Annotated in this window: 11 protein-coding genes; 4 read left to right on the top strand and 7 right to left on the bottom strand. The window is 75.5% G+C overall.

Features of this window, described 5'->3' with window-relative positions; all coding sequences use genetic code 11:
* Nucleotides 1–60: 60 nt before the first annotated feature.
* Nucleotides 61–1203, top strand: coding sequence for a GAF domain-containing sensor histidine kinase (locus tag RM780_RS02870; RefSeq protein WP_311628817.1), 1143 nt, complete (start codon nucleotides 61–63; stop codon nucleotides 1201–1203).
* Nucleotides 1191–1856: a response regulator transcription factor gene (locus RM780_RS02865; RefSeq protein ID WP_311628816.1), complete on the top strand. Its 666-nt coding sequence runs from the start codon at nucleotides 1191–1193 to the stop codon at nucleotides 1854–1856. The genes RM780_RS02870 and RM780_RS02865 overlap by 13 nt, the downstream gene beginning before the upstream one ends.
* A gap of 24 nt (nucleotides 1857–1880) precedes the next feature.
* Here the strand turns inward: RM780_RS02865 and RM780_RS02860 are convergent, their stop codons facing one another.
* Together RM780_RS02860 and RM780_RS02855 are read right to left on the bottom strand one after the other, a co-directional pair.
* On the bottom strand, nucleotides 1881–3416 hold the full coding sequence (locus RM780_RS02860) for an AMP-binding protein (RefSeq protein ID WP_311628815.1): 1536 nt from the start codon (nucleotides 3414–3416) through the stop codon (nucleotides 1881–1883).
* A 257-nt stretch (nucleotides 3417–3673) separates the two neighbouring features.
* The gene (locus RM780_RS02855) at nucleotides 3674–4522 is read right to left on the bottom strand and encodes a fumarylacetoacetate hydrolase family protein (protein WP_311628814.1); all 849 of its coding nucleotides are present in this window, start codon (nucleotides 4520–4522) and stop codon (nucleotides 3674–3676) included.
* 181 nt (nucleotides 4523–4703) lie between these two features.
* On the opposite strand from RM780_RS02855, the gene RM780_RS02850 reads away from it, so the two are divergent.
* Both RM780_RS02850 and RM780_RS02845 read left to right on the top strand, forming a co-directional pair.
* Nucleotides 4704–5198 carry a VOC family protein gene (locus RM780_RS02850; protein WP_311628813.1) on the top strand — a complete coding sequence of 165 codons (495 nt, stop codon included), beginning with the start codon at nucleotides 4704–4706 and terminating at the stop codon, nucleotides 5196–5198.
* Nucleotides 5199–5248: 50 nt separating this feature from the next.
* Nucleotides 5249–6055 (top strand): IclR family transcriptional regulator, encoded by an 807-nt coding sequence (locus RM780_RS02845; protein ID WP_311628812.1) that lies wholly within the window; start codon nucleotides 5249–5251, stop codon nucleotides 6053–6055.
* A gap of 111 nt (nucleotides 6056–6166) precedes the next feature.
* Here RM780_RS02845 and RM780_RS02840 read toward each other — a convergent pair whose 3' ends face one another.
* The 5 genes from RM780_RS02840 to RM780_RS02820 form a co-directional block, all read right to left on the bottom strand.
* The gene (locus RM780_RS02840; protein ID WP_394812876.1) at nucleotides 6167–7756 is read right to left on the bottom strand and encodes an FAD-dependent monooxygenase; all 1590 of its coding nucleotides are present in this window, start codon (nucleotides 7754–7756) and stop codon (nucleotides 6167–6169) included.
* A 29-nt stretch (nucleotides 7757–7785) separates the two neighbouring features.
* The gene (locus tag RM780_RS02835; protein ID WP_311628810.1) at nucleotides 7786–8535 is read right to left on the bottom strand and encodes a dienelactone hydrolase family protein; all 750 of its coding nucleotides are present in this window, start codon (nucleotides 8533–8535) and stop codon (nucleotides 7786–7788) included.
* 89 nt (nucleotides 8536–8624) lie between these two features.
* Nucleotides 8625–9365: a class II aldolase/adducin family protein gene (locus RM780_RS02830; RefSeq protein ID WP_311628809.1), complete on the bottom strand. Its 741-nt coding sequence runs from the start codon at nucleotides 9363–9365 to the stop codon at nucleotides 8625–8627.
* Nucleotides 9366–9602: 237 nt separating this feature from the next.
* Nucleotides 9603–10571, bottom strand: coding sequence for an NADPH:quinone oxidoreductase family protein (locus RM780_RS02825; RefSeq protein WP_311628808.1), 969 nt, complete (start codon nucleotides 10569–10571; stop codon nucleotides 9603–9605).
* Nucleotides 10572–10638: 67 nt separating this feature from the next.
* Nucleotides 10639–11700, bottom strand: a complete 1062-nt coding sequence (locus tag RM780_RS02820; protein WP_311628807.1) for a phosphotransferase family protein — start codon at nucleotides 11698–11700, stop codon at nucleotides 10639–10641.
* Between the last annotated feature and the right edge of the window lie 245 nt (nucleotides 11701–11945).

The raw sequence follows: 11945 nt of genomic DNA, 5'->3' as shown, positions 1-11945 counted from the left end.
GGGGCCGCGTTCCGGCGCACGGGTGGAGCCCGCCGCCCCGGGTGTGCCAGGCTTCCGGCCATGGACGACGACGCCGCTGCCGCGCTGGCGGCCTCGGAGACCCTGGACCGGCTGGTCGACGAGCGGCGGCGGCTGACGCTGCTCCTGGACCGCTCGGCGCTGCTGCGGCGCGTCGCGGACGCCGCCCGGGAGGCCGCCGGGGCGGATGTCGGGATGGTGGGCGAACCCGAGGGCCCCGGCGAGGTGGTGCTGCGCGGCCACTCCGGGGTGGAACGCCCGGGGCTGCGCGACCTGGTCGTGCCCAGCGGCCTGGGCCTGGGCGGGAAGGCGGCGGCGCTGCTGCGCCCGGTATGGGTGCCCGACTACGTCCTCTCCCCCAGCATCACCCACGACTTCGACCAGCCCGTCGCGGAGGAGGGGCTGCGCGCGATGGTGGCCCTGCCGATGCGGTTCGGGGAGCACTTCACGGGCGTGGTCTACGTCGGGCTGCGTCGCCAGGCCCGGTTCGGGGACGCGGCGATCGCGCGCATCCAGAGCGTGGCGGAGGACGGCGCCGAGCAGCTGTACGTGGCCGACCGTCTTGAGGACCGCACGCAGGCGGCGCTGGCGGCGGAGCGGGAGCGGATCGCGGCCGGGCTGCACGACTCGGTCGGGGCGATGCTGTTCACGGCCGGGGCCGAGCTGCGGGACCTGCGCACCGACCCGGGGCTGAGCCCGCAGGTGCTGGCGCGGCTGCGGGGGGTGGAGCGGCGGATAGCGGAGGCCGCCTCCCTCTTCCGGGAGTCGCTGGCGGGCATCGACGACGCCGAGCCGGGCCGGGAGCTGCACGCGACGCTGGTGGCCGACTGCCGGGCGTTCGCCGAGCGCACCGGCATCCTGGCGCGCTGCGTGGGCGTCACGCCGGTGCCCGAGCTGGACGCGGAGCGGCGGCGCGCGCTGGTCGCGGTGGCCCGGGAGGCGCTGCTGAACGTCGAGAAGCACGCGCGGGCCGGCTCGGTGGTCGTCAGCCTGGCGGGGCTGGACGGCGGGGTGAGCATGGCGGTGGCGGACGACGGCCTGGGCCTGGCCGACGCCCCGGACCCGGCGTGGTCCTCGGGGCGCGGGCTGCGCGCGGCGCGGGAGCGTCTTGAGCGCCTGGGCGGGACGCTGTCGGTGGTCTCGGACGAGGACGGCGGCCTGACCGTGCGGGCGTGGCTGCCGTGACCGGGCCCGGCGGGGAGGCTGCGGGCGGAACGGCCGGGGCCCTGCGGCTGCTGGTGGTGGACGACCACCCGGTGGTGGTGGGCGGGGTGCAGCTCCTGCTGCGCTCGGACCCGGGCATCGAGATCGCCGGGTCGGCCCGCTCGGGCCGGGAGGCGGTGCGGCTGGCGGCCGAGCTGCGGCCGGACATCGTGCTGCTGGACCTGCGGCTGCCGGACATGCTGGGCACGGAGGCGGCCGGGTCGCTGCGCGCGCGGGCGCCGGGCGTGCGGATCGTGCTGTTCACCGCCTACGCCGACCACGCGGCGCTCCCCGCGGCCCTGGCCGGGGGCCTGGACGGCTGCCTGCTGAAGGACTCCTCCACCACGGACCTGGCCGCGGCGCTGCGCCGGGTCGCGGCCGGGGAGCGGGTGGTGGACCCGCGCCTGGACGCGGACGCGGGGGTGACCGAGGCGCTGGTGCGCACGGGCCTGACGCGCCGTGAGTACGAGGTGCTGCGGTGGGTGGCGCTGGGCCGCACCAACCCCGAGATCGCCGAGGAGCTGGGCCTGACCCGCAACACCGTCAAGGCGTACCTGCAGAACGCCATGGCCAAGCTCGGCGCGCACAACCGCGTGGAGGCGGTGGCGCGCGCCGGGCAGGAGCGGCTGCTGTAGGACCGGGCGGCGCCGGGGCGTTCGTCAGTTGACGCGCCGCTCGTGCCCGGCCCAGTAGGGCTCGCGCAGGCGGTACTTCTGAAGTTTGCCGGTGGCGGTGCGGGCCAGCTCGGTGCGGAACTCCACGGAGGTGGGCGCCTTGTACCCGGCCAGGCGCTGCTTGCAGTGGCCGATCAGCTCCTCCTCGGAGGCGTTCATGCCGGGGCGCAGGACGACCAGGGCCTTGACGGTCTCTCCCCACTCCTCGTGGGGGACGCCGATGACGGCGGCCTCGGCGATGGCGGGGTGGGAGAAGAGGACGTCCTCGACCTCGATGGAGGAGACGTTCTCGCCGCCGGTGATGATGACGTCCTTCTTGCGGTCGCTGATGGTGAGATAGCCGTCGCCGTCGAGGGCGCCGCCGTCGCCGGTGTGGAACCAGCCGCCCTCCAGGGCCTCCTCGGTGGCCTCGGGCTGCTGCCAGTAGCCGCGCAGGACGACGTTGGAGCGGGCCAGGACCTCGCCGGAGCCGGAGGTGCGCAGCGAGACGCCGAGAGCCGGGGCTCCGGCGCGCACCAGGCGTTCGGCGCGGGCCTGGACGTCGAGGCCGTCCCACTCGGCGCGGGTGCGGTTGATGGTCAGCAGCGGGGAGGTCTCGGTCAGGCCGTAGATCTGGATGAACTCCCAGCCCAGCTCGTACTCCACGCGCGCGACGGTGGCGGTGGGCGGCGGGGCCCCGGCCACGATGACCCGCACCCGGTCGCGGCCGGGGATGGGGCCGTCCCATTCGCGGGCGGCGGCCAGGACGGCGTTGACGACGGCGGGGGCCGCGCACATGACGGTGACGCCGTGCTCGGCGACGCGGCGCAGGATCTCGGTGCCGTCGATCTTGCGCAGCACGATCTGGCGCACGCCCAGGCCGGTCATGGCGAAGGGCATGCCCCAGCCGTTGGCGTGGAACATCGGCAGCGTGTGCAGGTAGACGTCGCGGTCGCTGACCCCGGCGTGGAGGGCGAAGGTCACGGCGTTGACCCAGGAGTTGCGGTGGGTGATCTCCACGCCCTTGGGGCGGGCGGTGGTGCCCGAGGTGTAGTTGATGGTGGCCAGGGCGTTCTCGTCGGGCTCCCAGGGGGCGGGCTCGGTCCCGAAGCGCAGCAGGGCCTCGTCGGAGGCGGCGCCCAGGGTGAAGCGGTGCTTGACCGGAAGGCCCGAGAGCGGTCCCGCCAGCTCGGGGTCGGCCAGCAGCACGCTGGCGCCGGAGTGCTCGACGATGTAGGCGATCTCCTCCGGCTTGAGGCGGAAGTTGACCGGGACCAGGACGCGGCCGTGGCCGGCGACGCCGAAGAAGGAGGCCAGCAGGCGGGCGCTGTTGTGGGAGACGACGGCCACGCGCTCGCCCGGCCCCACGCCCAGCGCGTCCAGTCCGGCGGCCTGGGCGCGGGCCAGCTCCCCCAGGCGGGCGTAGCTGATCCGGCCCCAGGACTCCGCGGGCTGCCGGGGCTCGTCCACCACGCCGGTGCGCTCTCCGTAGACGGTGACGGCCCGGTCCAAGAAGTCCCGGACGCTGAACGGCACGAACAAGGCGGCCTCCTGTGTCGACCCTGACAGGCACGGCGGCGCGGCGTGCGGCCCGGTGCCGGCTGTGGGCCGCGCCGATCGACCTATCCGGCCACGGATGCGCGGCGGGGACCACCCCCAAATGGGTGGGGCGCGGGGGCGTGCGCGCAGGCCGGTCGCACGCTCCCCCGGGGCGCGTGGGCGGGGTGGGCGCCCCGGCGCGGGCGCGGGGCGGCGGTTGCTCCGGTTGAACGCCCGGAGCCGCCGCCGCGGCCCTCCGCTCAGGCAGCCGGGGGGACCGCCTCGGGGACGCAGGTGTTGCGCAGCTCGCCGATGCCCTCGATGGAGGTGCGCAGTACCTGCCCGGGGCGCAGGAAGACCTTGGGGTCGCGGCCGTCGCCGACGCCGCCGGGTGTGCCGGTGGCGATGAGGTCGCCGGGGAGCAGGGTGATGATCTCGCTGACGTAGGAGAGGATCTCGGCCACGCCGAAGAGGAGGTCGGAGGTGCGGGCGCGCTGCATCACCGTGCCGTCCACCTCGCAGCGGATCTCCAGGTCGGGCTCGCCGGGGCCCAGCTCGTCGGGGGTGACCAGGACGGGGCCGACGGGGGTGGTGGCCTCGAAGGTCTTGCCGGAGAGGAACTCCCGCGTGCGGCGCTGGTAGTCGCGGACGGTGACGTCGTTGATCACCGTGTACCCCGCGACGTGGTCCAGGGCCTTCTCGCGGGGGACGTGGCGGGCGGTGCGGCCGACGACGAAGCCCAGCTCGGCCTCCCAGTCCACGCGGTCGCTGACCACGGGCAGGGTGACCGGGTCGCCGGCGCCGATGAGGGCGCCGTCGTACTTGGCGAAGAGGGTGGGGTAGGCGGGCAGGTCGCGGCCCATCTCGCGGATGTGCGAGGCGTAGTTGAGGCCCAGGCAGATGATCTTGTTCGGGTGCGGGACCAGCGTGGCGTGGTCGGCCTCCGCCGCGGCGACGCGCTCGCCGTCCTCCGCCGCCGCGCGGGCGGCCCAGTCCTCCCCCGAGGCCAGCAGGGCGCCGAGGTCGGCGTGCGGCAGCAGGACGTAGGTCTCCCCGTCCAGGCGTGCGGCGCGGGTGGTGCCCTGGTGCCGGATGGTGGCCAGTCGCATGGGCGCAGCCCCTCTCTCTTCTCTCTTCCGGTCTCTTCCGGATCTTTTTCCGGGATCTCGCTCTCGTTGACCGGTGCGGGTGCCGATCGTACTCTTGTTTTGCATAGCAGGATAGATGTCCCGTTTTTCGAGACACCCGCAGGGGCGCGCGGGGAGCGGGACGGAAACGAGGAGGGATCGCATGGCCATCACCACGCTGGGCCACACGGGCCTGTGGGTGTACGACCTGCCGAGGATGCGCGACTTCTACGAGCGCGTGCTGGGCCTGACGGTGACCGACGAGGACGAGGGGCTGGGCATCGTCTTCTTCAGCGCCAGGCCGGAGGAGGAGCACCACGAGTTCGTGCTCCAGAAGGGGCGCACCGCCGAGATCGGCGCGAAGCAGCAGCACCAGATCTCCTGGCGGGTGGCCTCGCTGGAGGACATCCGGGCCTTCCACAAGAAGTTCGAGGAGGAGGGCGTGGAGGTCCAGCAGGAGGTCACCCACGGCAACGCCTTCGGGATCTACTTCTTCGACCCGGAGGGCAACCGCAACGAGGTCTACCTGCGCATCGAGCGGGACGTGCGCCAGCCCTTCCGCAAGTCGATCGACTTCGGCCGCTCGCCGGAGGAGATCTACGCGGAGGCCGAGCGGCTGCTGAGCGACGGGGGCGCCGCCTACCAGCCCGTTCAATAAGAGGCCGGCGACCGCTGCCGGTGCCCGCGCACCCCTGGTAGGTTTCTCGTATGTCAGGAACTACTCCCCGGGATTCAGGAGCCACCCAGGGGTACCGCGGGCGCAACTCGACCGCGGACCGCGCCCTGGACATTCTGCTCCTCTTCTCCGACGACCGTCTCGTGCTGTCCGCCAACGAGGTCGCCACCCACCTGGGGGTGGCCCGTTCCACCGCCTACCGCTACCTCCAGAGCCTGACCTCCAACGGCTTCCTGGAGGAGAACGCCGGCGGCTCGGGCTTCCGGCTCGGTCCGCGGGTGCTGGACCTGGCGCGGCTGGCGCGCAAGGGCGTCGGCCTCTCCGACCTGGCCCGGCCGGTGATGCGGGAGCTGGTGCGGCGCACCGGCCAGCCCGTGCTGCTGACCCGGCTGGCCGGGTCGGCGGTCGTCTGCCTGGAGCGCGAGGAGGCCGCGCACACGCTGCGGCTGTCCTACGAGCGCGGCCAGGTGCTGCCGGTCAACGCCGGGGCCGCCGCGCAGGTGCTGCTGGCGTACGCGCCCAAGACGGAGCTGGACGAGATCCTCAGCCGGCCGCTGGCCCGCTTCACCGAGGCGACGGTCACCGAGCCCGAGGTGCTGCGGGCGCGGCTGACGGCCATCCGGGAGCGCGGCTGGGCCGCCTCGCGCGGCGAGCGGGACCCCGACGTGCTGGGCGTGGCGGCCCCCGTCCGCCGCGAGGACGGCACGGTGGTGGCGGCGATCAGCATCGCGGCCCTCTCCCACCGCGTCCCGGAGGAGGAGGTCCCGGCCCTCGCCTCCGCGGTCCGCGAGGCCGCCGCCGAACTCTCCGCCGACCTGGCCCGCACGGGCCTGTCCTGAACGCGCGGCCCCCAGGGCCGCCTTGACGCGCGCCGGGCGTGCGCCCCGTCGCCGCCCGCGCGCCCGGGCCCGCGGGTGCCCGCCGGGGGGTGCGGCGGGCGTTCCGCGGGGTCAGTCCTCCGGCGTCTCCGGCGCCGCCTGCGCGGGGCGGTCCAGGAGCGCGCGCAGGCGGGCGGCCACGCCCGCGGCCTCGGCGGGGGAGAAGACGGCCGCGATGTAGCGGTCGGGCTTGACGAGGACGAAGCGGCCACGGGCCGCGCGCAGGGCCGCCTCCAGGCGGCCGTCCGCGTCGGCGACCGCCCGCCGCCCCGGGGCCGGGCGCGGCAGGCGGTCGCCCAGCGCCACGTCCACCCGCCGCACGGGCCAGGCCGCCGAGCGCCACGCGGGCCCGTCCACCCGCTGCCACGCCTCGTCCGGCAGGTCCACACCCAGCAGCGCGAGGCCGTTGCCGAGGGTGGCGTCCAGCGGGCGGGCGCGCAGGCTCGGCGGGACGAGGACCGAGGGCTGGGGGAGCTGGGTGCCGGTCAGCGGGTGCCGGCCGATGACCAGGCCCCCGGCGTGCCGGGCGGTGGGCCGGTAGCGCATCTCCGTCAGCCAGCGCCGCCCGGCCGGGACGCGCAGCAGCGCCCGCGCCGCCACGTCCCGGGCCAGGGCGCGCCGCCGCGAGGTGGTCATCACCACCTCGCCCAGCCGCTCCGAGAAGCGCACGGTGGCCTCGGCGTGCGCGCGGCGCTCCGCCTCGTAGGTGTTCAGCAGGCCGGTCCCGGCCCGGCCGTGCCAGACCTCGGCGACCTTCCAGGCGAGGTTCGCGGCGTCCCGGACCCCGGAGTTGAGGCCCTGGCCGGCGAAGGGCGGCATCATGTGCGCCGCGTCGCCCAGCAGCAGGGCACTGCCGTGCCGCCAGCGGTCGGCCACCACCGCGTTGAAGGTGTACGCGGTGCAGCGCTCGATCTCCTCGCGGCCGAGGGTGCGGTAGGGGGCCACCAGGCGGCGCACCGTCTCGTAGTCCGGCTTCGCACCCTTCTCCCCCTCCCCCGGCCGCAGCAGGAACTCGTACCGGCAGCGCCCGCCGCGCCCCGGCACGATGACGGTGGGCCGCCCGGGCGTTCCCCGGTGCATGCCGTACCGCTCGTCGTGGTGGTCGCCCGTGGTGTCCGCGACCAGCCACACCTGCTCGTGGCTGGTGCCGGTCATTCCGATCCCGCACAGCTCCCGGACGGTGGAGCGCCCGCCGTCGCAGCCCAGGACGAACGCCACGCGCAGGGGCGAGGCGGAGTCCTCCCCGATGACGCGAAGCTGGGCCGTGGCCCCCTCGCCGTCCTGGGAGAAGGCGACCAGTTCGGTGGAGAAGCGGACCTCCGCCTCGGGGCGCGCGGTCAGGGCGGCCAGCAGCACGCGTTCCAGCTCGGGCTGGGCGAACTGGTTCTTGAAGGGGAAGCCCAGCCGGTACGCCTGCGGCCCGCGCGCGTGGAAGAGCGCGCGCCCCTTGCGGTCGTAGTACCGCGTGCCGGTGCCGGGGACGACGATCTCCAGCACGCGCTCGGCCAGCCCGGCGGCGTCCAGCGTCCGCAGGGACTCGTCGTCCAGGCTGATGGCCTTGGCCTCGTCGCTGGTGGTGGCGTTGCGCTCCACGAGGACGACGCGGACCCCGCGCGCCGCGAGGAGGTTGGCCACGGTCAGGCCCACGGGCCCGCCGCCCACCACGAGGACGGGGGGCCTCGCCCCGGCGGTCACGGCCGGGCCGCCGCGGCGGGCAGGTGGCGGCCGAGGAAGTCCCAGGTACGCTCCCAGGCGGTGGCGGCGGCCTCGGCCCGGTACATGTGGGGGCGGGCGTCGCAGGCGAAGGCGTGGCCGGCCCCTGCGTAGACGTGGCTCTCGAACGTGGCGCCGGCCTCCTTCAGCGCGGCGTCGATGGCGGCGACCTGCTCGGACGGAATGGTGGGGTCGGCCTCGCCGACGTGCAGCAGGAGGGGGGCGTCCAGGGAGGCGGCGCGCTCCAGCACGGCGTGCGGGCCGGCGGCGATGCCGGGGCCGTAGAAGACGACGGTGGCGGCCAGGCCGGGCAGGGCGGTGGCGGCGGTGAACGCGGCGCGCCCGCCGAAGCAGAAGCCGGTGAGCGCGGTGCGGCCCGGCGCGATGGACTCCTCGGTCCGCAGGTGGTCCAGGACGGCGCTCACGTCGGTGGCGATGGCCTCGGGGCCGATGGCGCCGATCAGCGGCATGGCCTCGGCGTGCTGCTCGTAGGCGAGGGTGCCGACGCCGTTGCGGTGGAAGAGGTCGGGGGCCAGCGCGAGGTAGCCGCGGGCGGCGAAGCGGCGGGCGATGTCCTGGATGTGCTCGTTGACGCCGAACGCCTCCTGGAGCACGACGACGGCGCGGTCCGCACCCTCGGCCGGGCGGGCGGCGTAGACGCGCATCGGGCCGTCGGCGGTGGGGACGGTGAGCCACTCGGTGGCGGGTATCGGCTGCTGCGGTGTCATCTCGGGTGTTCCTTCGCGGTGAGGGGTCGGGCCCGCCGGGGTGCGGCCCGGCGGACGCTGGGGTCCCCGCGGGCGGGGACGGGAGGCGGCTACAGGTCCGCGGGCGGCCGGGGCGCCCCGGAGGCGGCGCGCGCGGCGCGGCGCACGAGGTACTGCCAGCCGGCCTCCAACTGGCTCTCGGGCCAGCACTCGGCGCGCTTGGCGGCGGCCTCGGCGGCGTCGGAGAAGACCCGCACCGGCCCGGCGGAGGCGGCGGCCAGCTGCGTGCGGCAGGCCCGTTCCAGCAGCACGGCGTGCATGACGGCGGCCGGAACGCCCGTCCCGGCGGCGACCAGGCCGTGCTTGGGCAGCAGGGCGGCGGGGGCCTCCCCGAGGACGGCGGCCAGCTCTTCGCCCAGCGCGGGGGTGGAGACCAGGCCGCCGGTGCGGCGGAAGCGCGGCACATCGGCGCCGCCGAACAGGGCGCCCTCGTGGGAGAGCGGCAGCAGCGGCACGTCCAGGGCGGCGAAGGCCACGGCGGCGGGGGCGTGGGTGTGGACCGAGCAGGCCAGGTCCGGGCGGGCGGCCAGGACGGCGAGGTGGATGTGGCACTCCTTGTGCGGCGCGCCCTCGCCGGCCAGCACCTCGGCGCGCGGCGAGACGAGCTGGAGGCGGTCCTCGCGCACCTCCTCAAGTCCCCAGCCGGGGGCCTTGATCCAGATGCCGCGTCCGCCGGGGTCACGGACGGCGACGTGGCCCCAGACCATGTCGCCCTGGCCGGCGGCGGCCAGCGCGTGGGAGGCGCGGACGGCGAGCACCCTGGCCTCGGCCTCGTCGGCGGGCTGCGGCATGGCGACCTCCGGTGTCCGTCATCTGTCCTGATTATAAGGACAGATGTCTTGCTTCGCGGGACAGACTAAGCCGCGGTCCCCCTCCCTGGCAATCGCCCACACCGCACGAGGTCGCCGCGCTCGCCGCCCCGGGGCCCCGCCGCCGGCGTGCGGTCCCCCGGAAACGCCGAAGACCCGCGGCACGGGGGCCGCGGGTCTCGGGGTGCGGGTCGGGGGCGGGTGCCCGACGGGGAAGGGCTAGCGCAGGCGGATCAGGATCTTGCCCGTCGCGCGGCGTTCGTCCAGGTCGCGAAGGGCGTCGGGGGTGGACTCCAGGGGGTACTGCGCGCCCAGGACCGGATCCAGGGCGCCGGAGGCCAGGTGCGGGAGCAGGTCGTTCCACTGCTCCCGCAGGTACTCGGGGCGCGGCATCCAGAAGCCGCCCCAGCTGACGCCGACGACGTCGATGTTGTTCAGCAGCAGCCGGTTCACCTTGACCGTGGGAATCTCGCGGCCGGTGAAGCCGACCACCAGCAGGCGGCCCTCCGTGGCGAGGCTGCGCAGGGAGTCGGTGAAGCGGTCCCCGCCGACCGGGTCGAGGACCAGGTCCACGCCGCGCCCGTCGGTCAGGTCGGCCACCGACTGCCGGAAGCCCTCGGCCAGCACCGCCTCGTGGGCCCCGGCCTCCTTGGCCACCTCCCCCTTCTCCGGCGTGGAGACGACCGCGAGGACCCGGGCGCCCAGCGCGCGGGCGAGCTGGATGCCGGCCGTTCCGACGCCGCCGGCCGCGCCGTGGACCAGAACCGTCTCGCCGGCCCGCAGCCGCCCTCGCCGCACCAGGCCGAAGTGGACGGTGAGGTAGTTCATCGGCAGGGCGGCCCCGGCCTCGAACGACAGCCCGTCCGGCAGCGGGAAGACCAGCCGCGGATCGGTGGCCACCTGCTCGGCGAAGCCGCCGAAGGCGGGGAAGGCCGCGACCCGGTCGCCCGGCGCGAAGCTGGAGTCCGCGGGCGCGGAGCGGACCACGCCCGCCACCTCCGCGCCGGGCACGAACGGCGGCTCCGGCTTGATCTGGTACTCGCCGCGGCTCAGCAGCACGTCGGGGAACGACACCCCCGCCACGTGCACGTCGATCAGCACCTGGCCGGGGCCGGGCTCGGGGGCCCCGGTCTCCACGACCTGGGCCGCCTTGGGCCCGTCCAGGCTGCTGATGTGAATGGCGCGCATCTGCTCTGGTCCTCTTCTCTCTCCGCCCCGCCCTCCCGGACGCGGGCAGGGGCAGGGCAACGGCCGCTCAGCCGCCCGCGCGCCGGATGACGGCGCGGCAGCGCCCGTGCAGCACGTGGACGGCCAGCCACAGGTTGCGGAAGGCGGGGTTGCGGGTCTGCTTGTGGTGATAGCGGTAGTAGATCTGCTGGGCGATGGCGGCCAGCCGGAAGAGCCCGAAGGTCTCGTAGAAGGGCCAGTTCTCCGTGGGCAGGCCCATCCGGTCGCAGTAGCGCTCGACGATCTCCTCGCGGGTGAGCATCCCGGGCAGGTGGCTGGCCTGGCGGCGGGTGGCCAGCGCCAGGCGCCCGTCCTCGGGCCTGATCCAGTACGCCAGGGCGCCGCCGAGGTCCATCAGCGGGTCGCCGAGGGTGGCCATCTCCCAGTCCAGGACGGCGCGCACGCCCAGGCTGTCCCCGTCCAGCACGAGGTTGTCCAGCCGCCAGTCGTTGTGGATCACGCAGGTGCCCACGTCCTCGGGCCGGTGCGCGTCCAGCCAGGCGGTGACCCGGGAGAAGGAGGGGACGTTCCACGTCCTGGCCTGGGTGTACCGCTTGGTCCAGCCGGCGACCTGGCGGCCGACGTACCCGCTGCCGCGGCCCAGGCCGGACAGGCCGGCCGCGGCGGGGTCGACGCGGTGCAGGTCGGTGAGGGTGTCCACGTAGGTCTCGGACAGGGCGCGGGCCCGCGCGGCGTCCAGCCGCAGGCCGGGCGGTGCCTCGCGGCGCAGGATGTGCCCGGGGACGCGGTCCATGACGTAGAAGTCGCTGCCGAGGACCTCGGGGTCCCGGCACAGCGCGCGGACGGCCGGCACCCGGCCGAAGACGGGCCGCAGGGCCTCCTGCACGCGGTACTCGCGGGCCATGTCGTGCGCGGAGGCGGCCTTCCGGCCGACCGGGGGGCGGCGCAGGATCAGGTCGGCTCCGGGGTAGCGCAGCAGGTAGGTGAGGTTGGAGGCCCCGCCGGTGAACTGGGTGACCTCCGGCGTGCCGCTCAGCCCGTCGAGGCGCTCCTTCAGCCAGGCGTCCACGCGCGGCACGTCGAAGGCGTCCTCCTCCCGCACGGCCGCGCCGTCCGCGCCCGCGCTCACCGGCCGCCCCTGGCGTTCCCGGCGTCCCGGACCGGCTCCGGATTCCCGCGCGCGGCGGCGCAGTGGCTCACATCCACGGTCTGCCTCTCGGCTGTCGCTCCGGCCGTCCCGGCGGCCGGTGTCCTGTCCGCACGCAGGCTAGCGCCCTGCTGAGCATTGCTCAATAGCGCCCGTCACGCTCCGCCGCCGCCCGCGCCCGCCGCCCCCGGCCGCGCCCGCCCCGGCCGTTGAGCACTGCTCGACAG

Origin of the sequence: Streptomyces boetiae, assembly GCF_031845405.1 — a bacterium.
GTDB classification, from domain to species: Bacteria; Actinomycetota; Actinomycetes; order Streptomycetales; family Streptomycetaceae; genus Streptomyces; species Streptomyces boetiae.
The sequence above is the reverse complement of the archived record's forward strand: the minus strand, read 5'-3'. Positions and strand labels throughout refer to the sequence as shown.